At 39.8% G+C, this 23913-nt stretch carries 22 protein-coding genes; 21 read left to right on the forward strand and 1 reads right to left on the reverse strand.

What is annotated here, in order from left to right; all coding sequences use genetic code 11:
- From B2R82_RS16140 to B2R82_RS16230, 19 genes are all read left to right on the forward strand, one after another.
- A partial coding sequence (locus B2R82_RS16140; protein WP_286925897.1) for an S-layer homology domain-containing protein occupies positions 1–1085 on the forward strand: 1085 nt, incomplete at its 5' end.
- A 146-nt stretch (positions 1086–1231) separates the two neighbouring features.
- Positions 1232–1609 (forward strand): 2-oxoglutarate ferredoxin oxidoreductase subunit beta, encoded by a 378-nt coding sequence (locus B2R82_RS16145; RefSeq protein WP_286925898.1) that lies wholly within the window; start codon positions 1232–1234, stop codon positions 1607–1609.
- Positions 1610–1861: 252 nt separating this feature from the next.
- Entirely contained in the window at positions 1862–2950 is a 1089-nt protein-coding gene (locus tag B2R82_RS16150; protein WP_286925899.1) for an ABC transporter substrate-binding protein, read from the forward strand.
- Positions 2940–3776, forward strand: a complete 837-nt coding sequence (locus B2R82_RS16155; RefSeq protein WP_286925900.1) for an alkaline phosphatase family protein — start codon at positions 2940–2942, stop codon at positions 3774–3776. Before B2R82_RS16150 ends, B2R82_RS16155 begins: the two co-directional genes overlap by 11 nt.
- 90 nt (positions 3777–3866) lie before the next feature.
- Positions 3867–4709, forward strand: a complete 843-nt coding sequence (locus tag B2R82_RS16160) for an ABC transporter permease (RefSeq protein ID WP_286925901.1) — start codon at positions 3867–3869, stop codon at positions 4707–4709.
- Positions 4709–5494 carry an ABC transporter permease gene (locus B2R82_RS16165; RefSeq protein WP_286925902.1) on the forward strand — a complete coding sequence of 262 codons (786 nt, stop codon included), beginning with the start codon at positions 4709–4711 and terminating at the stop codon, positions 5492–5494. Before B2R82_RS16160 ends, B2R82_RS16165 begins: the two co-directional genes overlap by 1 nt.
- Positions 5491–6492, forward strand: coding sequence for an ABC transporter ATP-binding protein (locus tag B2R82_RS16170; RefSeq protein WP_286925903.1), 1002 nt, complete (start codon positions 5491–5493; stop codon positions 6490–6492). Before B2R82_RS16165 ends, B2R82_RS16170 begins: the two co-directional genes overlap by 4 nt.
- Positions 6489–7271, forward strand: coding sequence for a DeoR/GlpR family DNA-binding transcription regulator (locus B2R82_RS16175; protein ID WP_283871243.1), 783 nt, complete (start codon positions 6489–6491; stop codon positions 7269–7271). The genes B2R82_RS16170 and B2R82_RS16175 overlap by 4 nt, the downstream gene beginning before the upstream one ends.
- Entirely contained in the window at positions 7271–8278 is a 1008-nt protein-coding gene (locus B2R82_RS16180) for a histidinol phosphate phosphatase domain-containing protein (RefSeq protein WP_286925904.1), read from the forward strand. Before B2R82_RS16175 ends, B2R82_RS16180 begins: the two co-directional genes overlap by 1 nt.
- A 266-nt stretch (positions 8279–8544) precedes the next feature.
- Positions 8545–10089, forward strand: a complete 1545-nt coding sequence (gene miaB / locus B2R82_RS16185) for a tRNA (N6-isopentenyl adenosine(37)-C2)-methylthiotransferase MiaB (RefSeq protein WP_286925905.1) — start codon at positions 8545–8547, stop codon at positions 10087–10089.
- Entirely contained in the window at positions 10090–10527 is a 438-nt protein-coding gene (locus B2R82_RS16190) for a RicAFT regulatory complex protein RicA family protein (protein ID WP_054770659.1), read from the forward strand.
- Between the two features lie 685 nt (positions 10528–11212).
- A complete protein-coding gene (locus tag B2R82_RS16195; protein WP_286925906.1) occupies positions 11213–12229 on the forward strand; it encodes a thiamine pyrophosphate-dependent dehydrogenase E1 component subunit alpha in 1017 nt (338 codons plus the stop codon).
- On the forward strand, positions 12229–13212 hold the full coding sequence (locus B2R82_RS16200) for an alpha-ketoacid dehydrogenase subunit beta (protein ID WP_286925907.1): 984 nt from the start codon (positions 12229–12231) through the stop codon (positions 13210–13212). The genes B2R82_RS16195 and B2R82_RS16200 overlap by 1 nt, the downstream gene beginning before the upstream one ends.
- Positions 13213–13420: 208 nt before the next feature.
- The gene (locus B2R82_RS16205; RefSeq protein ID WP_286925908.1) at positions 13421–14767 is read left to right on the forward strand and encodes a dihydrolipoamide acetyltransferase family protein; all 1347 of its coding nucleotides are present in this window, start codon (positions 13421–13423) and stop codon (positions 14765–14767) included.
- A 121-nt stretch (positions 14768–14888) separates the two neighbouring features.
- The gene (locus B2R82_RS16210) at positions 14889–16592 is read left to right on the forward strand and encodes a methylmalonyl-CoA mutase family protein (RefSeq protein WP_286925909.1); all 1704 of its coding nucleotides are present in this window, start codon (positions 14889–14891) and stop codon (positions 16590–16592) included.
- On the forward strand, positions 16589–18742 hold the full coding sequence (gene scpA / locus B2R82_RS16215) for a methylmalonyl-CoA mutase (RefSeq protein WP_286925910.1): 2154 nt from the start codon (positions 16589–16591) through the stop codon (positions 18740–18742). Before B2R82_RS16210 ends, scpA begins: the two co-directional genes overlap by 4 nt.
- On the forward strand, positions 18742–19833 hold the full coding sequence (gene meaB / locus B2R82_RS16220) for a methylmalonyl Co-A mutase-associated GTPase MeaB (protein ID WP_286925911.1): 1092 nt from the start codon (positions 18742–18744) through the stop codon (positions 19831–19833). Before scpA ends, meaB begins: the two co-directional genes overlap by 1 nt.
- A 175-nt stretch (positions 19834–20008) precedes the next feature.
- Complete coding sequence (locus B2R82_RS16225) at positions 20009–20449, forward strand: BrxA/BrxB family bacilliredoxin (RefSeq protein ID WP_286925912.1); 441 nt, start codon at positions 20009–20011, stop codon at positions 20447–20449.
- Positions 20450–20675: 226 nt separating this feature from the next.
- Complete coding sequence (locus B2R82_RS16230) at positions 20676–21653, forward strand: aromatic acid exporter family protein (protein WP_286925913.1); 978 nt, start codon at positions 20676–20678, stop codon at positions 21651–21653.
- A 20-nt stretch (positions 21654–21673) separates the two neighbouring features.
- Here B2R82_RS16230 and prli42 read toward each other — a convergent pair whose 3' ends face one another.
- On the reverse strand, positions 21674–21769 hold the full coding sequence (gene prli42 / locus B2R82_RS16235) for a stressosome-associated protein Prli42 (protein ID WP_283164667.1): 96 nt from the start codon (positions 21767–21769) through the stop codon (positions 21674–21676).
- Between the two features lie 125 nt (positions 21770–21894).
- Here prli42 and mce point away from each other — a divergent pair, with 125 nt between their 5' ends.
- Together mce and B2R82_RS16245 are read left to right on the forward strand one after the other, a co-directional pair.
- Entirely contained in the window at positions 21895–22308 is a 414-nt protein-coding gene (gene mce, locus B2R82_RS16240) for a methylmalonyl-CoA epimerase (RefSeq protein WP_286925917.1), read from the forward strand.
- A gap of 5 nt (positions 22309–22313) precedes the next feature.
- Entirely contained in the window at positions 22314–23861 is a 1548-nt protein-coding gene (locus B2R82_RS16245) for an acyl-CoA carboxylase subunit beta (protein WP_283868548.1), read from the forward strand.
- Positions 23862–23913 lie beyond the last annotated feature (52 nt).

Below are 23913 nucleotides of genomic sequence, written 5' to 3' on the forward strand. Positions count from 1 at the left end.
CAACAGGTGGTCAAGTGCCACAAGATAATAACGAGTATGAAGAAAACGAAATGGTAACGGTCCAAAGCAATAGTGGCAAGCTTGTAAGGGCAGGGTATACGTTCAAGGGCTGGAATACACAAGCAGATGGAAAAGGCACCCCCTACACCGAAAACGCAATCTTCCCAATGGGTAAAACAAATATCACATTATATGCACAGTGGACAGTAAACCCACCAACAACTGGTGGAAGTACTACATCTCCATCAGCATCAAACGACAATGATTTTTCCCCACGGGCACCTGTAAAAATTACGTTTCATACAAATGGTGGCATAACACTAGCGCCAATCGAGATTGCATACAATACTAAAGCAAAAGATTTACCTATCCCAACAAGAGAGGGCTTTCGCTTTGATGGTTGGTATCAGGATGTAGCGTTAACGACACAGTGGGCTGAGGATATGCTTGTGAGGGAAAATCTCACGCTGTATGCGAAATGGACAGTATTGCTAGTAGAAGAATCGAAAAAACCAATAGAACCAATAGAACCAATAGAGCCACACCAGTCATCTGTGGTAACTTTTCAGGATATTGATAACCATTGGGCAAGAGAAATGATTGAGGCATTAGCAACACAGGGCATTATTAAGGGCTATAAAGATGGTACTTTCCGTCCAAATGAGCCGATTAGCCGACAGCATGTGATGGCACTCTTTACACGCGCCTTTCAGTTCGAAGCTATTCGTCCAGCAACAGTCTTTTCTGATGTGACCCCAAATCATCTATACTATGATGAGATTATGACCATGCAGCGGGCAGGGATTATCGACGGCACAAATGATACATTCGCGCCAGCAGCCTATCTTACAAGAGCACAGTTAGCAAAAGTTTTAGTGGGTACATTGCGTCTAACACCTGAAGGTAGTAGCTCATTCAAGGATGTATCCAGTTCACATTGGAGTGCAGGCTATATTGCAGCACTAGAACGAAGAGGAATTGCCTTGGGGGATAATGGCTATTTCCGTCCTGAGGCTCCTGTTACAAGAGCACAATTAGCAGCCTTTTTATATCGTGCAATGCAGCAAGGGACGTCTGAATTTTAAGGCGTCTCTTTTTTCATCCTATTCACGAGTATTCAGTTATGTAAATTATTGTGTAGCATATTACGGGAAAATACATAAATAAGCGCTTGCCGTACAGGAAAACTTCCTATAAAAAATGCTACAATAAAAGAAAAAAAGAAGAGGCGATGTGCGTGAGTAACGTCATTGATTTTATTGCAAAGAAAAAAGAACGAGAAGAAAGGCAGCGTGTTCAAGAATTAGAGCACTATGTTGCGACGCAGTGTACCTTTGAGCATCCCGAGAATATTGACACACTTGTTGATGAAAAAATAATCGAAGTGAAAGATCATTCGTTATTTTTGGGTTTTTTATCCATTTTAAAGGATGAGCAAATTGATCCTCTTGATATTTTTCAGGATGTGTTTACTTTCGAGCCGGCTCACTTTGAGGTGTCCTATAATATGAGATGGTGGTCAGTTGTCCAGCTTGCCTTTACATTTTTAACAATCCTAAAGGAAAACGAGCCGCATACATATGCAGATTTTCTTGGTTTATCCGAATAATTTAGAGTGTGTGCACGTCTTCAAATGCTATCAAAACGTGCGCATACGCCAGAATTTCCCCAATTGTCAACCCCGATCCATTTTAATCTTTACAATACTCTCATTCTCAAAATAAAAATTCATATATTTTATAATTCCTCAATAATTTTTACCGAATATTTTAAAGCCCTCCATACTTGCTTAATGTTTGTTTTATAACATTACCGTTGTAAGCAAATAAAAATAAACAAAAACAAATGGAGGGTCCAACTTATGGCAATGCGAAAGTTATGGAAGAAAGGTCTTATTGGTGCATTAGCAATTTCAATGTTGGCAGCTTGTTCTGATAGTTCTTCTAGTTCTAATGAAGTTAACAGTGATTTAACGCTTGAAGAAATTACGAAAAAAGCAAAGGAAGAAGGAAACGTTAATTCAGTCGGTATGCCAGATACATGGGCAAACTGGGTGGAGACTTGGGAAGAGCTTGGTACGGAATATAGCTTAAAGCATAAGGATACAGATATGTCGAGTGCTGAGGAGCTGGCAAAGTTTGAAGCGGAAAAGGAGGATGCAACTGCCGATATCGGTGATGTAGGAATTGCCTTTGGTCCAATTGCCAAGGATAAGGGCTTAACATTACCATACAAAACGTCTTATTGGGATGAAATACCAGACTGGGCAAAGGATGATGAAGGACACTGGATAGTGGGTTACACAGGAACTATTTCATTTTTAACAGATAAAAACAATGTCAAAAACGCTCCTACTTCTTGGGAGGATCTTAAAAACGGCGATTATAATGTCAGCATTGGCGATGCACTAACTGCGAATCAAGCACAGTTTGCCATTTTAGCAGCTGCGATGGCATTTGGTGGAGATGAATCGAATATTCAGCCAGGGATAGACTTTTTTGCAGACCTAGCAAAGCAGGGGCGTTTGCAGGGTGATCCTTCTGTGGCGAATTTAGAAAAAGGTGAAATTGATGTAGCCATCCTTTGGGATTTTAATGCGCTAGGCTATCGACACCAAATTGATGAACAACGCTTTGATGTAGTTATTCCCTCTGAAGGTTCTGTCACATCAGGCTATGCAACGATTATAAACAAATACGCTAAAAATCCTCATGCTGCAATGCTAGCGCGTGAATATATTTTATCTGATGCAGGGCAAGAAAATTTGGCGAAAGGATACGCTCGTCCGATTCGTGACAAGGTTCAATTATCAGACGATGTGAAGCAGCTATTACTACCTTCGGATATGTACAAAAACGCACAGCCAGTGAAAGATCAAAAGAAATGGGAAGAAACAACAAAACAGATTCCACAACTCTATCAGGAGCAGGTATTAATTCATGCAAAATAATAAAGTTGTCTTAATAGTCGTAGATGCACTTCGTTTTGATACAGCCTGTACCCATATGGGATTTATGCATCATTTAGTGGAACGTAAAATTGCCGCACGCTATAAGGTTTGCTCAGAGGTTCCATCATTATCAAGACCTTTATATGAGACGATTTTAACAGGAACACCACCTATTGTGCATGGTGTCACAAGCAATATGACAGTACGTCTATCCACTCAAAACAGCCTATTTCATTTGGCGAAAGAAAATGGTTTGACTACAGCAGCCGCAGCTTATTATTGGGTTAGTGAGCTTTATAATCGAGCACCATTTATGCATATGGAGGACAGGCTACAATTAGATACACAACTACCTATCGAAAACGGCTTGTTCTACTTCGAGGATCATTATCCCGACAGTCATTTATTTGCAGATGCTGCTTGGCTAATGGATCAAAAGCAGCCTGATTTTCTCTATATTCATCCAATGAATGTAGATGATGACGGTCATAAATTTACAGCAGATTCTGCACAATATCGAAATCGTGTGTTAGCAGTTGATGCATTATTATCATTATTTATTCCAAAATGTCTTGCACAGGGCTATGAGGTCATTGTCACTGCAGATCATGGCATGACGAGTGATGGGAATCATGGAGGCACAACAGTAGAGGATCGTCATGTACCGATGTTTGTTATGTCTAAGCGAGTGAAGGCAGGTATAAAGGATGAGATTGTCTCTCAGCTTCAAATAGCACCACTTTGCTGTTATTTATTAGGAATAGAATCTTCCGATGAAATGGTTTCACTGTTATTAGAGGGCGTACAGTCCTTAAAAAAAGTTTAGTATGTATGAAATATTCGCGCCTTGTACAGGGTCGAGGTTAGAGGCGCGAATATTACTACAGGAAACAGCCGCGATTAATTATAGAAAGAAGTGATTGTATTGATATCGAAGCGGCAATCGATTGCCTGGCTATCTCCCTTTGTTGTACTAGTATTGCTATTTTTTTTAGTGCCGTTGCTGTACATGCTTATCACAAGCTTTCAAAATAGTGATGGCTTTACACTTGCACAATATCAATCTGTCCTGACGAATGGTTATATTTTACAAGGTTTTAAAAATAGTATTACCCTGTCTGTTATTTCAGCAGTGATTGCATTAATCATTACTTTGTTTGCTGTCTATGCAATGATGAGGTTTTCTCCGTCAATGAGGGAGAAGATTTTAATATTGACAAACTTAACATCTAATTTTTCGGGTATTCCACTAGCGTTTGCCTTTATTGTTTTACTTGGTAATAGTGGGTTGTTTACATTGCTATTCGACAAATGGGGTATCGACACATTTTCCTCTTTTTCACTTTATAGCTGGGGTGGTCTGCTACTGATTTATATCTATTTTCAGCTACCGTTAGCATTAATGCTACTTTACCCAATCTATGATGGAATCCAACAACAATGGAAGGAAGCAGCCGCATTGCTTGGAGCTTCTACCTGGCAATTTTGGCAAAAGATTGGCATTCCGGTTATGCTTCCTGGAATTGTAGGAACATTTAGTGTGCTTTTTGCTAATGCAATGGGGGCATATGCATCAGCCTATGCACTGACAAGCAGTAATTACAATTTGGTGGCCATAAGAATTGGTTCGCTAATTAAAGGAGATATTTTTGCACAGCCAGAGCTAGCCAGTGCTATTGCCGTATTACTTGCGGTAACGATGGTGACGGCAATGTTGTTAAGTGAATGGAGTATTTCAAAAACTAGGAGGAAGCTGTAATGAAAAAAAGAGGCTTTGCAGATTTATTTTTCCTCCTGCTCGCACTGTATTTAGTGTTGCCGGTTGTGGCCACAATGCTTTATGCCTTTGCGACAAAATGGAATAAGACGATTTTGCCAGAAGGACTAACCTTTAAATGGCTGGCAACATTATTTCAAGATGCTGAATTTATACAGGCATTTGGGCGCTCTGTTTTATTGTCCTGTGGGGCAGTTTTGATTGCATTGCTCGTCATCGTTCCAGCTATCTTTGTAATTGTCTTGTATTTTCCAAAATATGAGAAGTGGATACAAGTGGCGGTTGTCATGGTCTATTCATTTCCAGGCATTATTTTAGCAGTTGGATTAATCCGTGTTTATAGCAAATTAGGTGTCTCCATGATTTTGGTAGTGTTAGGTGCCTATGTGATTGGCATACTTCCCTACATTTATCAGGGAACACGCAATAGTCTACGAAATATAGATGCACGCCAGCTATTAGATGCAGCACAAATATTGGGGGCCTCTAAATTTCAGGCATTTACCAAAATATTATTACCAACTGTTTATCCTGGCTTATTTGCAGGTGCATTATTATCTTTTTCCGTCCTATTTGGAGAATTTGTATTGATCAATCTAGTGGTTGGGTCTCGCTTTGAAACCGTGCAAATTTATTTAATGAAAAAGCTTAGTACAAGCGGACATATTGCCAGTGCAGTTGTTTTCATTTATATCGTTCTAATGGGATTAGTAACGTTCACTATTGCAAAATTAACGAAACAATCGAAAGGTGCTACAAATGGATGAGTTATATTGTAATTGAAGGACTTCATAAAAAATATGGACAATCCACTGTTTTAACAAATATTGAGATGAGTATCGAAAAGGGCGAGTTTATCACGCTTTTAGGTCCTAGCGGCTGTGGGAAAAGTACCATTTTACGAATTTTAGCAGGCTTAACCGATGCATCTGCAGGGAAAATTCAAATTGAAGGAAAAGATATGCACGATGTTCAACCAAAGGATCGTCAAGTTGGGATGGTGTTTCAATCCTATGCACTGTTTCCTAATATGACAGTTAAGGACAATGTTGCTTTCGGCTTGCGTATGCAAAAAATAACTTCAGCTGAGATTGAACAGCGTGTACAAGAAATGCTAGAGACTGTGCATTTATCAGAAAAGGCACAGGCTTACCCAAAGGAATTATCAGGCGGTCAACAGCAGCGAGTAGCTCTAGCGCGTGCGTTAATTGTTCGACCCAAGGTATTACTATTGGATGAGCCTTTAAGTGCATTAGATGCTCAAATTCGTAAGAAACTGCAGGCAGATTTAAGAGATATTCAGCAAAAATTAGGCATTACCATGATTTTAGTCACACACGATCAAGAAGAGGCTATGGCTGTTTCTGACAGAATTTTTGTGATGAATAATGGGATGATTGCACAAAGTGGAACACCGACTGCCATTTATACAAGACCAGAAAGTGAGTTTATTGCAAGCTTTATTGGTCATTACAATGTTTTTACACGGCAAACTTTAGAGAAAATGATAGGGGAGTTGTTACCCCATGGTTACTCAAAGTTCGCTATCCGTCCAGAGGCCATCCACCTAGATAGGAGACAGGGGGATGTATCCATGGCTGGTGTGGCAAAGCAGTCATTTATGAGCGGCAATGTGATTCGTACAATGTTTGAGGGTGACTGCCTCTTTACGATGGAGCAGCTTCACGAGCGTGAGCAACGAATCAAAATAAATGAAAAATATATGTGCTATGTGGCAAGGGAAGATGTGATTGCATTAACATGACGTATGCAAAAATTGAACGATTCGAATTTATTTTAAAACAATTAGAGACAGATGGAAAAATTATAGTTGCCAATATTGCAGAAGAGCTACAGGTGGCCCCAGAGACAATACGTAGAGATTTTGATGAGCTAGAGCAACAACATTTATTAACGCGTGTCCATGGTGGCGCCATTAAGTATACGAATGTTAGAAATGAACCGGCATTTTTACGCAAGCTGCAAATGCAAAAAGAAGCAAAGCGCAATATCGCACGCTTGGCAGCAAGGCGTATTTGTGATGGGGATACAATTGCTGTTGATACAGGGACAACGACAGTGCATATAGCAGATTTCATCATGGCGGTTAATGATATTACAGTCGTTACGAATTCCATTGCTGCAGCCGTACAGTTTAATTTAGCAATTGAAGAACGGCGAATGACAGGGAAAGTCATACTGCTAGGAGGTACCACAAATCCAAGACAATCCTCAGTTGCAGGTGCGATGACCCTAGAATTGTTAGGGAATATGAATTTTGATAAAGCGTTTTTATCCTGTGGTGGCATTAGTGAGGGCGTTATTTACGATTATGATTTGGATGAATCACTGATTTCTAAAAAAATGCTTGATCATAGTAAAATGAATTATTTATTAGCGGATGCCTCTAAATTAAATGGTAGATCCTTTTATCAAATTTGCCATATTGAGGAGTGTACAGAAATTTTTTGTGATATAGCTTGTCCGCTAGAGTGGCTGGCCTTTGAGGAAAAATGGACGGAATGCAATGGAGGGAAAAGCTAATGATTGATTATCATGTACATTTAGAGGAGGGGCCATACTCATTCCGTTGGCTAGAGCGTACTTCTCAAGCAATGGCATTTTTTAATGATGAGGATGATGGAAAAGGGTCCAAGGCATCTATTGAAAAGACAATGCAACTGCTAACAAGTCGACTGCAAAGTGGATGTTATAGTGAGCAATGGCTGAATTTATATCTACAGCAAGCTAAGAAGCTAGGCTTGCGTGAGGTAGGCATTGTGGATCATTTATATCGCTTTAAGGAGACGCGCGCCTATTTCGAGCGTTATATGCAGCTAGACAATACCAAGACAATTGGAAAGATGCAGCGTTACTGGCTAGATAATGTAATGACCGAGAGCATTGATGATTTTGTGTCAGCAATTATTCGTGCAAAAGAAAAGTGGTGTCAGCATGGGATTGCTTTAAAGCTCGGCATCGAGGCAGATTACTTTGTTGGAGGTGAGGAAGAATTAGCATCATTATTGAATAGGTATCCATGGGATTATGTAATTGGCTCCGTTCATTTTGTGGATGGCTGGGGCTTTGATAATCCACAGACTCAATATATATTTGAGAATATGGATGAGGCTGCATTACAGCAAAGCTATGAGCGATTCTTTGCAACGGTTGAGAAAATGATCCATTCCAAAATGTTCGATTTTGTAGCGCATTTGGACAATTTTAAAGTATTTGACTATCAAGTGAAAGATGTGGCTTTTCTCGATTCTTGGTATGAGCGAATTGCAAGGGCACTTGTGGCGGCGCAAACAGCTACAGAAATAAATGCTGGCTTATATTATCGCTATCCCGTGAAGGAAATGTGCCCAGGTCCTCGTTTCTTAGAAGCATTAATTAAGCATGGGGTTACTTTTACTGTTTCCTCAGATGCTCATTTCCCGGACGATTTAGGAAAGCATACATTTGCCAATGCAGGTTTACTAAAAAGTCATGGTGTTCAATCAATTGTTGGGTTTAATCAACGTCATAAACAATATATAAAATTATAATGAAGGTCGCCGTTGATGAAATCATCGGTGATTTTTTATTAGGGGGAAGTAACGGATAGAAAAAGCGAACTGGTGGATGGAATCATTTAAATGACGGATAGAAGCGACGAAATGAAGGATAGCCCTCTCAATTGAACGAAGCGTAATTAAGTCTAAACCACGACATTTAGTACGCAAACCTTGTAGGATATAGCAATTATTCAGTATAATAATTAAATGGGAATTCAAATGCATGGAATTCGTTTGAAAGGAGTTACCTGATTACGATGAATGAGGAACAACGTTTAGCTAATCAACAGATCGATCAACCAAAACATAAAGACAAGCCTGAAAAGGATTATAGTAAATATTTTGAAACGGTCTTTACCGCCCCTTCGTTAAAGGATGCAAAAAAACGAGGAAAAGAAGAGGTAAAGTACCATAAGGACTTTAAAATTGCTCAAGAATTTGCGGGTATGGGTGTTGATCGTACCTTTTATATTCGTACGTATGGCTGCCAAATGAATGAGCATGATACAGAGGTAATGGCTGGGATTTTTATGCAGCTTGGTTACACGCCAACGGATAAGATAGAGGAAGCCGATGTCGTGTTGTTGAATACGTGTGCAATCCGTGAAAATGCAGAAAACAAAGTATTTGGAGAGCTTGGTTTCTTGCTGAAATATAAACGTAAAAACCCAGAAATGCTAATTGGTGTTTGTGGCTGTATGTCACAGGAAGAATCCGTTGTCAATAAAATTTTAAGAAGCTATCCACATGTTGATATGGTATTTGGTACACATAATATTCACCGTTTACCGAACATCTTAAAAGAAGCTTATATGTCTAAGGAAATGGTCATTGAGGTTTGGTCTAAAGAAGGCGATGTAATTGAGAATCTGCCGAAGAAACGTCTTGGCTCCATCAAGGCATGGGTAAATATTATGTACGGCTGTGACAAGTTTTGTACATATTGTATCGTACCATATACACGTGGAAAGGAACGTAGCCGTCGTCCAGAAGAAATTATAGCTGAAGTACGTGAACTAGCGGCAGCAGGCTATAAAGAGATTATGCTACTTGGGCAAAATGTCAACGCTTACGGCAAGGATTTTGATGATATTGAATATCGATTAGGGGACTTAATGGAAGAATTACGAAAAATCGATATTCCGCGGATTCGCTTTACAACGAGTCACCCTCGTGATTTCGATGATCATTTAATTGAAATACTTGCTAAGCGTGGCAATCTAGTGGAGCATATCCACTTACCTGTTCAGTCTGGTTCCAATGATGTCTTAAAAATTATGGCGCGTAAATATACACGTGAGCATTTCCTTGAACTAGTGGCAAAGATTAAGGCAGCTATTCCTGAAGTGACGCTGACAACAGATATTATCGTTGGTTATCCAAATGAAACAGAGGAGCAGTTTGAGGAAACGCTTTCCTTATACCGTGAAGTTGGCTTTGAATCAGCCTTTACGTACATTTATTCTCCTCGTGAGGGTACACCTGCTGCAAAAATGGTGGATAATGTACCTGAGGAAGTGAAAAAACAGCGTCTTCAACGATTAAATGAGGTTGTAGCGGAATATTCTCGCAAATCATTAGAGGGCTTGAAGGGTCAGATAGTAGAAGTATTGGTCGAAGGGACAAGTAAAAGACGCGAGGATGTACTAGCCGGCTATACGCGTAAAAATCGCCTTGTCAACTTTAAAGCACCAGCGCATTTAATTGGTCAATTAGTAAATGTAAAAATAATTGAGGCTTCCTCGTATTCATTAAGTGGTGAATTTGTTGAAGTCGTAAAAAATGAAAAGGTGGAAATATAAATGACACAAATTTTATATACAAAAGATGATTTAATTAAGAAATCTCATGAAATTGCACATATGATTGCCAATACGCCAGAAGTTGAATTTTTCAAAAAGGCTGAAGCACAAATTAATGAAAACCAGCATGTACGTGAGCGTATTGCAAGCTTAAAGAGCTTACAAAAGCAAGCTGTTAACTTCCAGCACTTAGGAAAAGAAAAAGCGCTGAAATTGATTGAAGATAAAATTGCAAAAATTGAAGAAGAAATTAATGCGATTCCAGTTGTTCAGCAATTTAAGGAATCTCAAGGCGATGTTAACGATTTACTACAATTAGTTTCAAACACAATCGCTAACAATGTGACAAATGAGATTATACGTTCAACAGGCGGCGATGTACTTCGCGGAGAAACAGGCTCATATGTAGCTAATACAAAACCAGGCAGCTGCTCATAAATATAATTATCCAGAAATGCACTAGCTTAATATCGGTATAGCATAGCTCGAATGATTTTATTCGGGCTATTTTTTATTTTTTTCAGCAGATTACTTCCACCTCTATAGGCGGCGAGTTGAATGTGGTTTTCTATACAGTGATTGTACAAACGCCTGCTGAAATAGAGGAACTCAGGCTAAGATCTTCACATCCTGTGAAAACGCCTGAGTGACCAACATCATGTTGGCCCAAAGCCCCTGACAGATGACACGGAATTTGAGAGGATTTTTTCGAGCGAGCTCGACAATTACGCTGGGGCGTAATTGATGCTTTCTTTCTATGGCAATAACCGTAAATCCCCAATCTTCAAGTCATTTAGATAAAATTCTATGAAAAAGGAATGTTATCTTCTATTTAACTTCTTTCAGCAGAAGTCTCCCACCTCTATAGGTGGTGAGATGAATGCGAATTTAAGCTACTTTTCAGAGGATGTCCAAACACCCGCTGAAATAGAGGAACTCAGGCTAAGATCTTCACATCCTGTGAAAACGCCTGAGTGACCAACATCGTGTTGGCCCAAAGCCTCCGGCGGATGCAATTATGCCAAGGCATAATTGATAATTTATCATTTCATAACTAAAGTATTATCGTGTGAGAGGATAACATGCTTTAGTTATTTCTTTACAATGCGAAAGGGGTGTTCGTATGCAAGATGTTCAAATCAAGCATGAAGATTTAGGTTTATCAAATGAAGATGTCCTTGCAATGTTCGAAACGATGTTAATGGCAAGAAGATTAGATGAGCGTATGTGGTTATTAAACCGTTCAGGTAAAATTCCCTTTGTTATTTCTTGTCAGGGGCAAGAGGCAGCACAAGTTGGAGCAGCCTTTGCACTCGATAAAGAGAAGGATTATATTGCACCATATTATCGTGACATGGGTGTTGTTTTACATTTTGGTATGACACCAAGAGAGTTGATGCTGTCTGCATTTGCCAAAGCAGAAGATCCAAACTCTGGTGGTCGTCAAATGCCAGGTCATTTTGGTCAAAAGAAAAATCGTATTTTAACGGGATCATCTCCTGTTACAACGCAAGTTCCACATGCAGTGGGCGTTGCTCTTGCAGGACGGCTACAAAAAGAAGATTTTGTTTCTTTCGTTACGCTTGGTGAAGGTTCTTCTAACCAAGGGGATTTCCATGAAGGAGCGAATTTTGCAGGTGTTCATAAGCTTCCCGTCATTATAATGGTAGAAAATAATCAATATGCAATTTCTGTACCAGTTGAACGTCAATTAGGCTGTGCGAAAGTATCAGATCGTGGTATTGGCTATGGTATGCCAGGTGTTACGGTTGATGGCAAATGCCCATTACAAGTCTATAAAGTGGTGAAAGAGGCTGCAGACCGTGCGCGTACTGGTGAAGGTCCAAGTTTAATAGAAACTGTAACATACCGTCTAACGGCTCACTCCTCCGATGATGATGATCGTCAATACCGTACGGCTGAAGATATAGCAGAAGGAAAGTCTAAGGATCCTATTTTACTATTTGAAAAGTATCTTATGGATATGGGTGTAATGTCAGAGAAACTACGTTCAGAAATCGAGGAACGTGTGATGGCTGAAGTAAATGAGGCTACGGATTATGCAGAGGCTGCACCGTATGCCACACCGGAACATGCTTTGAAATACGTGTATGCACCAGTGGACGGAGGTGACGTGTAATGGCAGTGATGTCTTATATTGATGCGATTACATTAGCGATGAAGGAAGAAATGGAACGTGATGAGCGTGTTTTCATTTTAGGAGAGGATGTTGGTCGTAAGGGCGGAGTATTTAAAGCAACTACTGGCTTGTACGATCAATTTGGTGAATATCGTGTACTTGATACGCCTCTTGCAGAAAGTGCTATAGCCGGTGTTGGTATAGGAGCTGCGATGTATGGTATGCGCCCAATTGCCGAAATGCAGTTCGCGGATTTTATTATGCCTGCTGTGAACCAAATCGTCTCTGAGGCAGCAAAAATTCGTTACCGTTCAAATAATGACTGGTCTTGTCCGATGGTAATACGTGCCCCGTTTGGTGGGGGTATACATGGAGCACTCTATCATTCCCAATCTGTAGAGGCACTTTTTGCAGGAACGCCAGGATTGAAAATTGTTATTCCATCTACACCCTATGATGCTAAAGGTCTATTAAAAGCAGCTATTCGTGATGAAGACCCTGTGTTATTTTTTGAGCATAAACGTGCATATCGTTTGATTAAAGGTGAAGTGCCTGCGGATGATTACACATTACCAATTGGTAAAGCGGATGTTAAACGTGAGGGAGATGACATTACGGTCATTACGTACGGTTTAGCTGTACATTTTGCATTACAAGCTGCAGAGCGACTAGCAGCAGATGGTATTTCTGCACATATTCTAGATCTTCGTACTGTATATCCACTAGATAAGGAAGCAATTATTGAGGCTGCAAGTAAAACAGGAAAAGTGTTACTGGTAACAGAGGATAATAAAGAAGGTAGTATCATGAGCGAGGTGGCGGCCATCATCGCTGAGCATTGTTTATTTGATCTTGATGCACCAATTCAACGCCTTGCAGGACCAGATATTCCGGCAATGCCTTATGCTCCAACAATGGAAAAGTATTTTATGATAAATCCTGATAAAGTAGAGCGTGCGATGCGTGAACTAGCTGCCTTCTAAATAGAAGGCGCTTCTCACAAATTGAAAAAGTATTTAGTGAAAATCTTTGATTAGTGAGTGCTACAAATACTTATTGTAAAAGGAAAAGCCTCAGTCGAATAGTCCGTTTTGAGAACTGTTTTTCTACAGTGTCCTGTCAGCTATTCATTCTAAAATGGTTTGTCACATATAAATACGGCTAGGCTTAAATGGATGGGAGGAATAGATGATGGCGATTCAAAATATCACAATGCCACAGCTCGGTGAAAGTGTAACAGAAGGAACAATTGAAAAATGGCTTGTTAAGCCTGGTGATACAGTAAAAAAATATGACCCGCTAGCAGAAGTTGCTACAGATAAAGTAAATGCAGAAATTCCTTCATCTTTTGAAGGTGTTATTACAGAGTTGCTTGCAGAGGAAGGCCAAACGTTACCAGTAGGTGCAATCGTTTGCTCTATTGAAATTGCCGGTGACAGCGAGCTACCACCTCCACCTCCAACGAAGAAATCAGCAGTTAGTACAGCGATTTTAAATGCAGGTGTACAAAGAAAACAAGAAACACAACAAGCTACGACAGCTACGGTAGCACCACCAAAACCAGTAAGGCAGGATAAAGCTCGCTATTCACCAGCAGTTCTTCGACTTGCACAGGAGCATGATATTGCACTCGAGCAAGTTACAGGAACAGGCGAAGGAGGACGTATTACAAGAAAAGACCTTCTTGCCTTAATTGAAGCGGGAGCTGTGCCAACTACACAGGCTGAAACACCTTCTGTTGCTGATACTCCTGTACAACACTCAGTTCCTGCTGTAGCAAATGAAACTGCACAGAACGATATGAAGCCAGTCACACCTACACAGCCTTTGCAAGCAGGGGATATTGAAATACCTGTAACGAAAGTGCGTCGTGCAATCGCCAATAATATGGTAAGAAGTGTTCATGAAGTCCCACATGCATGGATGATGATGGAAGTGGATGTAACGGATTTAGTCACTTATCGAGACAGTATAAAGACAGAGTTTAAACAAAAAGAAGGCTTTAATATTACGTATTTTGCCTTCTTTGTGAAGGCAGTTGCACAAGCATTAAAAGAGTTCCCAATGATGAATTCTATGTGGGCAGAGGATAAAATTATTCAGAAGCATGACATTAATATTTCTATTGCCGTCGCAACTGACGATGCCTTATTTGTCCCTGTTATAAAACACGCTGATGAAAAATCAATTAAAGGGATTGCGAGGGAAATTAATGAGCTCGCTGTCAAAGTACGTGCTGGAAAATTGTCAATGGATGATATCAAAGGTGGAACTTTTACGGTCAATAATACGGGTGCATTCGGCTCTATGCAGTCGATGGGCATCATCAATTATCCACAAGCAGCAATTTTGCAGGTGGAAAGTATTGTAAAAAAACCAGTTGTTTTACCGGGTGGCATGTTTGCTGCACGTGATATTGTGAATTTATGTTTATCATTAGATCACCGCGTTTTAGACGGACTTGTTTGTGGTAAATTCCTAAATAGAGTAAAAGAAATACTCGAAAATACAAATAAATCTTCGACGTCAGTCTACTGATGACTACTCGGAAACCTGTTGTATAACGGTTTCCGAATTTTTTTTTGCTTTTCGAGTCGCAATTTGTCATGTAGAATAACAAATAGAAACTACTAAGGGGGGAAGCTGATTAAGCGTCCGCATGTCAAACAACATGAAAAATATTGAATTTGAAAAGCCGTCCTATTCAGAATGGCAAGATGCAGCAATCAAGGCTTTAAAAGGGAAACCATTCGAGTCTCTTTTAACGAAAACAAGTGAAGGTATTACATTAGAACCTCTTTACACACAAGAAAGTTTAGTAGCAAAACTTGGTGAAGAACTTGATAAACAAGTTGCCACAATCCGTTCCCTACAAAATAGTCAAGTCTTTAAAGTGGCACAGCAAGTTTATGCTGACACAGGCGAAGCATTTTTTGCTCAGCTAGATGATAGTTTAGCGCGTGGAAACGAAGTAGTAACAATCGATAGCCGTGTTAATTTTGAATGGACTGCAGAAATAGTAGCAAAATTAGCGACTTATTTCTCAGAATATTCGTTTAAAATTACAGTTGAAAATTCAAATGACCCATTATTAGCAGTATTCGACAACATTGCCATTGAACAACGAGAAGCTACCACAGGTTTCATCATTTCAAAAAACCCTATCACTTTAACTGATTTTCCGAACGTGCGCTCAATCGGTGCAGATATTACGATTTATCACAATCAAGGAGCAAATGCTGTCCAAGAATTAGCATATGCACTTGCGTTTGCGGCTAAATATGCAGAGCAAGAAGAAAGCTTTGAAGCCTTTGCAAAGCGATTTTATGTAACTTTTGCCATTGATACACAGTTCTTTACAGAGATTGCTAAACTTCGTGCTTTTAAAGTACTTTGGAAAGCGTTCTCATCTGCTTATGGTATAGAAAAAAATATTAAAATTCCAACACTTGCAGAAACTTCATTAAGAAGCTTCTCAAAATTAGATGTTTATGTAAACCTACTACGTGCAGCAAATGAAGCGCTTTCTGGCTTAATTGGTGGTGCAGACTTCTTTACTGTTCATCCACATGATGCATTAACAAAGCCAACTGATCAATCAATTCGTATTGCACGTAATGTATCTTTAGTTTTAAAAGAAGAAACAAATGTGTTAAAAGTAACTGACCCAGCTGGAGGTTCATATTTCATTGAGTCATTGACAGCTGATTTTGTGAAAGAAGCTTGGGCATTATTCTTAGATATTGAAGCTGCTGGGGGCATTGATGCTTATATTGCCTCAGGAAAGCTAGTAGAAGAATTAGAGCAATCATACCAAGCTCGTATTAAAGCTACACAAACACGAAAGCAATCTCTAATTGGTACGAATATTTATGCAAATCCAGCAGATGTGCTTGAGAGTGAAACGAATCCTCTATTTGCAGATATTAAGCGAATTGCTATACCTTTCGAGCAATTACGAGCAGACATGACGGCTGCTAATGTGAAAACAGGAATCTTAGCATTAGGTACATTAAAAAGCTCGAAACCACGTGCTGATTTTGTATCTGGTTTCTTAAATACAGTAGGTTTAGTACCAGAAAAAAGTGAACCAATCGCAACGGCTGAAGAAGCAGTGGCTTGGTTAAATACTACAGAAGCAACCTATGTGGTGATTGCTGGCAATGATGACGATACAAAAGAATTAGTACCAGCGATTCTAGCGGGTAAACCTGCTAATGTGCTTGTTGATGTTGCAGGTAAATATAAAGACGAAGAAGAAGCTTGGTTAGCAGATGGCTTAAACGGCTTTATTTTCGCAGGACAGAACATCATTGAAAAATTAAATTCAGTGTTCGCTAGCATGAAGGAGGTCCAACGATGAGCAAGCCAAATTTTAGTGCAGTTGAAATCGAAAAAGTTTTAGCAACAGAAGCACCTCAAGCGTCAGAAGAAAAATTCATGACAAATGAAGGGATCGAAATTAAAGATATATACACAAAAAAAGATATTAAAGAGGCAAAGCATTTAAATGATGTAGCAGGTATTGCGCCAAATACGCGTGGTCCATACCCTACGATGTATGTAGCTCGTCCTTGGACTGTTCGCCAATATGCCGGTTTCTCAACAGCTGAAGAATCCAATGCATTCTACAAACGTAATCTAGCAATGGGTCAAAAAGGACTATCTGTTGCCTTTGACTTAGCTACTCACCGTGGCTATGACTCCGATCATCCACGCGTAACTGGGGATGTTGGTAAAGCTGGGGTTGCCATTGATTCTGTCGAAGATATGAAAATTCTATTCGACCAAATTCCTTTAGATCAGATGTCCGTGTCAATGACAATGAATGGTGCGGTATTACCAGTATTGGCATTCTATATCGTTGCAGCTGAAGAGCAGGGGGTAACACCTGACAAGCTTGCAGGTACGATTCAAAACGATATTTTAAAAGAATACATGGTTCGTAATACTTACATTTACCCACCAGCAATGTCTATGAAAATTATTGCGGATATTTTCGAATATACAGCGAAATTTATGCCAAAATTTAACTCTATTTCGATCTCTGGTTACCATATTCAAGAAGCCGGAGCAACTAACGACATCGAGCTTGCTTATACATTAGCAGATGGTCTTGAGTATGTTCGTACGGGATTGAAAGCTGGCATCGATATTGATGCCTTTGCCCCGCGTTTATCGTTCTTCTGGGCAATCGGTATGAATTATTATATGGAAGTTGCAAAAATGCGTGCTGCTCGTCGTATTTGGGCGCAAATGATGTCTACGTTCAATCCGAAAAATCCAAAGACATTAGCACTTCGTACACATTCACAAACATCTGGCTGGTCTTTAACAGAGCAAGATCCATTTAATAACGTAACACGTACATTAATTGAGGCTAATGCATCCTCAATGGGTCATACACAATCTCTTCACACAAATGCACTTGATGAGGCGATTGCTCTTCCAACAGACTTCTCTGCTCGTATTGCACGTAATACACAGTTATTCTTACAGGAAGAAACGGCTATGACGAAAGTGATTGATCCATGGGGTGGTTCATACTATGTGGAGAAATTAACGGAGGAAATTACAAAATCCGCATGGGCATTAATCGAAGAGATCGAAGAACTAGGTGGAATGGCGAAAGCGATTGAAACAGGTCTTCCAAAAATGAAAGTTGAGGAAGCTGCGGCAAAACGACAGGCAAAAATTGACTCTAAATCTGAAACAATTGTTGGTGTCAATAAGTATCGTCTAGAAAAAGAAGAGCCTATTGATATTCTCGACATTGATAACACATTAGTGCGTCAAAAACAAATTGAGCGATTAGAATCAATGCGCGCAGCTCGTAATGAAGAGGAAGTACAAAAACATCTTGCTCGACTAACAAAGGCTGCAGAAGAAGGCGGAGAAAACTTATTAGCAGTAGCGGTTGATGCAGCGCGTGCTCGTGCGTCTTTAGGGGAAATTTCAGATGCAATTGAAGTTGTCTCTGGCCGTCATAAAGCAATCATCCGTTCCATTTCTGGTGTTTACTCTGCGAACTTCTCTGATGAGGAGCAGATTCTTGAAGTAAAACAAATGACAGACGAATTCCTTGAAAATGAAGGTCGCCGTCCACGTATTTTAGTAGCAAAAATGGGGCAAGATGGTCATGATCGTGGTGCCAAAGTTATCGCAACAGGTTATGCTGACTTAGGTTTTGACGTAGATATTTCTCCACTATTTATGACACCAGAGGAAACAGCTCAAATGGCGGTTGAAAATGACGTACATTGTATTGGTGTTTCCTCTTTAGCAGCAGGACACAAAACTTTAGTTCCTGCACTGGTATCTGAGCTAACAAAGCTAGGTCGTGAAGATATTATCATTATTGTTGGCGGTGTTATTCCAGCACAGGATTATGAATTCCTTTATGAAGCTGGCGCCGTAGCAATCTTTGGACCAGGTACAGTTATCCCTGTATCGGCCATTAAAATTATTGAAGAAATCTACAAACGCTTAGGGTATGAGGAAGTGTCTAAGTAATGGACAAAAACAAAGAGATGCAGGAAAGTGCACTATTTGTCATGGATGGAGTAGCAGCATCTCACGATGGTATGCAATATGGTGTACCAAAAAAATTCCGAAAGAAAAAAGCTGACAAAATTGACATACAGGCACTTGCCCGTGAGGTAATGGCAGGTTCCCGTACTCAATTATCAAAGGCGATAACACTCATTGAAAGCTCAAATGCCGTGCATAAAGCACAGGCACAAGAGCTTTTACAGGAGCTTCTACCACATACAGGAAATAGTGTTCGTATAGGCATTACAGGCGTTCCTGGTGCTGGAAAAAGCTCATTTATTGAGGCTTTCGGAACGATGCTTTGTGAGATGGGGATGAAGGTTGCAGTGCTAGCGATTGATCCAAGTTCCTCACTATCTGGAGGGAGTATTTTAGGTGACAAAACACGTATGGAGGAGCTAGTTAAGAAGCCGAACGCATTTGTTCGACCATCTCCTTCAGCTGGTACCCTAGGGGGTGTCCATAAAAAAACACGTGAAACAATGCTAGTTTGTGAAGCTGCTGGCTATGATGTTATTTTAATTGAAACTGTTGGTGTTGGACAAAGTGAAACATATGTCCGTGGTATGGTTGACTTCTTCCTGTTGCTAGTATTAACAGGAGCTGGTGACGAGCTACAAGGCATGAAAAAGGGCATTATGGAATTAGCAGACGCCATCGTAGTGCACAAGGCAGATGGTGATAATGTACGTTTAGCCAAAAAGACTGTATCTGAGTATAAGCAAATTTTGCATTTCTTACAGCCAGCTACGCCAGGGTGGATGTCTACTGCTATGCCGGTTAGTTCATGGGAAAAACGCGGTCTCGACAAAGTATGGGATACAATCGGAGAATTTAGGCAAACCGTCGAAGCAAATAATTACTGGTCGATTAGACGTCAAAATCAAACCAAGGATTGGTTCCAATCAATGATTACTGACCATTTAATTGATGCGTTTTATGGTAATCCAGAACGCAAGGCACAAGTACAACTGTTAGAAAGCCAAATTTTAAATGGACAGCTAACAGTAACACAAGGTGTAGATCGTTTATTTAGCGATAATCAATCATAGCTATAAACTGTTGTATCTTCATTTAGCAAAAGTGTTAGTAGTGGAAGTATAGAAACCAATGCGAAATTACTGAGCAAGTAGGTGCACAAAATCACCACTAACTGCTATGATAGGAGATGTATTAGTGTCAGTCTAAAGTCTAAGGTGACACGAACTTGAAAGGAGCTATCGCTATATGAATATGGATTACGATTTATTTATGCAAGAAATTTCAAAAACAGCACGTGCGGAAATTGAGGCTGCTGGTTATGAACAGCTATGCACACCAGAAGCTGTTGAAGAGGCGTTTGCTCGTCCAGGTACTACATTAGTCATGGTCAATTCAGTATGTGGCTGTGCAGGAGGTATTGCTCGTCCGGCAGCAGCACAAAGTGTTCATTACGATAAACGTCCAGATCATCTTGTTACAGTTTTTGCTGGTCAAGATAAAGAGGCAACGGCAGCTGCTCGTTATCACTTCGGAGAAGATCACTTACCATCCTCTCCATCATTTATTCTGTTAAAGGATGGACAAGTGGTAGCTGAAGTTGGGCGCTATGAAATTGAAGGTCATGATCCAATGTCTGTTGTAACAAATTTACAAGCAAACTTTGAAGAATACTGTGATGAGCTTTAATACTATTCATTAATTAATTTGATAAGATGAACGCCCCGCAGCAACATCACTAGTTGCGGGGACTGTTTCTTATCAATAATAGTAGATAATTGGTGCATTCTACTGTAATAATAGCAAAAATATATTTGGAATTTTTTAAATATTAGCTAAATGATTTACCTCAAAAATTGAATTGATTTGATGAATAGAATAAGTGAAGAGTAATGGAGGATGGGAGGCAGTCGACTTGAAGAAGTTTTCAATCGGCTATCGTACATTAAAAACGGCAACTGGTGCAGCCATTGCAATAGCCATTGCCCAGTATTTCGAATTAGCTTCTTATGCATCTGCAGGTATTTTAACAATACTTTGTGTACAACCAACGAAGAAAAAATCCCTTCATGCTGCTTATACACGATTTGTTGCAAGTATTATCGGTATGCTTTATGCCTTTCTAAGCTTTGAGTTATTTTCATATCACCCACTTACACTAGCAGGGATGCTCATTATTTTTATCCCCACAATTGTATCATTGAAGGTAGCAGACGGCTTTGTCTCAAGTGCAGTAATTATTATGCATATTTATGCTGCTGAAAAATTCTCGTGGACATTGGTTTCAAATGAATTTGCTTTAATGGCAATTGGTTATGGAACGGGAATAGCAATTAATATGTATATGCCAGATATACAAAAGGAATTAAATTACTATCGAGTTAAAATTGAGGAGCTATATAGTAAAATTTTTTTAGAAATTGCTAATTATTTAAGAGAAGGCGATACACTGTGGGATGGGCAAGAAATAATTGAAGCTATTACAGCTTTAAATAATGCGAAATCACTAGCCTTTAAAGATGTTGAAAATCACTTTATGAGACGAAAAAATGATTACTATGTTTATTTTGATATGCGTGAACAGCAGCTCGAAATTATTGAAAGAGTACTCCCGAAAATAACAGCCCTACCTGTTATAGTACAAGAGGCGACGATAGTGGCTGACTTTGTTCAAGATCTTGCTGAGCATGTTCATTCAGGAAATACGGCTAGTCATTTTAGAGAGAAGCTAGAGCAGGTGAGGCGAGATTTTGCCCAATTACCACTACCACAAAATCACGAGCAATTTTTAGCACAAGCGGCACTGTATCAATTTATGGAGGAAATGGACCGATATTTAGAAATTAAACAATCTTTCAAGGGGTTGAAGGTAAAGAAAGAGCGCCCGCAGTAATGCGGACGCCTAGCTTTTCATTACACTAACATAGATAAGCCGAATGCTAGAGATGAAATTATCATGATTGCGACCATCGTATAAACGACGATTTTTTGAAATTTTTTATTACTCATATGCTCGTTCGCTCCTTCTTTTCTTATAAATAGTTTAGCAAATCTGAAAAATTTCTCAAGTAGTAGAGTTTTGACAAAAAAGTCTGTAAAATAGAGTATGTACCATAACAGAAGGAGATGTCACCATGGAGAAAGTAGATCATATTGGGATTGCGGTGCGTGATCTTGATGAACGCATTACATATTATACAGAAACTTTAGGCTTAAAGCTGTTAAAAGTAGAAGAGGTTGAATCTCAACAGGTTCGCGTTGCATTTATAGACGCTGGCAATGTAAAAATCGAATTGCTGGAACCCATGAGTGAAAAAAGTACCATTCATGGATATATCGAAAAACGTGGGGAAGGTATTCACCATGTAGCTTTCGGTGTGACAGGGATTCGTGAGCGTATGTCAGAGCTTCGTGAAAAAGGTGTACGTCTTTTATCAGAAGAGCCAGGACCAGGCGCTGGTGGTGCAGAGGTAGCCTTCATGCATCCTAAATCATCTTTCGGTGTGTTATATGAATTATGCGATAAAAGTGGAAAAGGGGATAAGTGATTAGTATGGATATGTTCGACAAAATTAATGAGTTATATGACCGTAAGACGGTAATTGAACTTGGTGGTGGCTATGAGCGCATCGACAAGCAACATGAAAAAGGTAAACTAACTGCTCGTGAGCGCATTGAATTATTGCTGGACGAAGGTACATTTTTTGAAATCAACCCATTCATTACACATCGTACAGTTGACTTCGGTATGGACAAGATGGAAGGACCTGGTGATGGTGTAGTTACTGGTTTCGGTAAAATTAACGGACGTCCTGTTTACTTATTCTCTCAAGATTTTACTGTATTTGGTGGAGCATTGGGTGAAATGCATGCGAAAAAAATGGCCACAGTAATGGATCTTGCTGCGAAAAACGGCACGCCATTCATTGGTATTAATGATTCAGGTGGTGCACGTATTCAAGAAGGCGTCCTTTCACTTGATGGATACGGTCATATTTTCTATCGCAATGCCATCTACTCTGGCGTAATCCCACAAATTTCAGTAATTATGGGACCATGTGCTGGTGGAGCAGTTTATTCTCCCGCAATCACAGACTTTATCTTAATGGTTGACAAAACATCTCAAATGTTCATAACAGGTCCTAAAGTAATTGAAACAGTAACAGGTGAAAAAATCTCTGCAGAAGACTTAGGTGGTTCAAAAGTAAACAACGCTGTAAGTGGTAATGCACACTTCCGCGCACCATCTGAAGAAGAAGCGATTGATCAAATTAAAAAACTATTAAGCTATCTTCCACAAAATAATAAGGAAAAAGCGCCACGTCAGGCACGTCCAGAAGGTGACGACTACCGTCCTGAAATCGTGGATACTGTGCCAATTGAAACAACTCGCCCTTATGACGTACGGAGAGTGGTTGAGCAAGTAGTGGACGAAGGTTCATTTATGGAAGTTCACTCAGAATTTGCGAAAAACGTAGTAGTAGGTTTTGCACGTATCGCAGGTGAGTCTGTTGGTCTAGTTTGTAACCAACCAAAAGTACTTGCTGGTGGACTAGATATCGATTCTTCTGACAAAGCAGCTCGTTTCATCCGTACTTGTGATGCATACAATGTTCCAATCATCACTTTTGAAGACGTTTCTGGCTTCTTCCCAGGCGTTAAGCAAGAGCATGGTGGAATCATCCGTCATGGAGCAAAAATTCTTTATGCATACTCAGAAGCAACTGTACCGAAAATTACAGTTATTTTACGTAAGGCTTATGGCGGTGCTTATGTTGCGCTTAACTCAAAATCAATTGGGGCTGACCTTGTATTTGCTTGGCCAAACGCTGAAATCGCTGTTATGGGTGCAGCAGGTGCCGCGAATATTATCTTTGCGCGCGAGATTGCAAAATCTGACGATCCAGAAGCAACACGTGCAGCGAAAATTGAAGAATACAAAGAAAAGTTCGCAAACCCATATGTTGCAGCATCTCGCGGTATGGTAGATGATGTCATTGATCCACGTGATACACGTATTAAGCTAATTCAAGGTTTAGACATGCTTTCAAATAAACATGAATCACGCCCAGAGAAAAAACACGGAAATATTCCACTATAAAATTTGTACAAGCCCAGCAGCCATTTGCTGGGCTTTCCTGTTGGCACAAAAA

The organism is Lysinibacillus sp. UBA6686, assembly GCF_002455205.1.
Classification (GTDB): Bacteria; Bacillota; Bacilli; order Bacillales_A; family Planococcaceae; genus Lysinibacillus; species Lysinibacillus pakistanensis.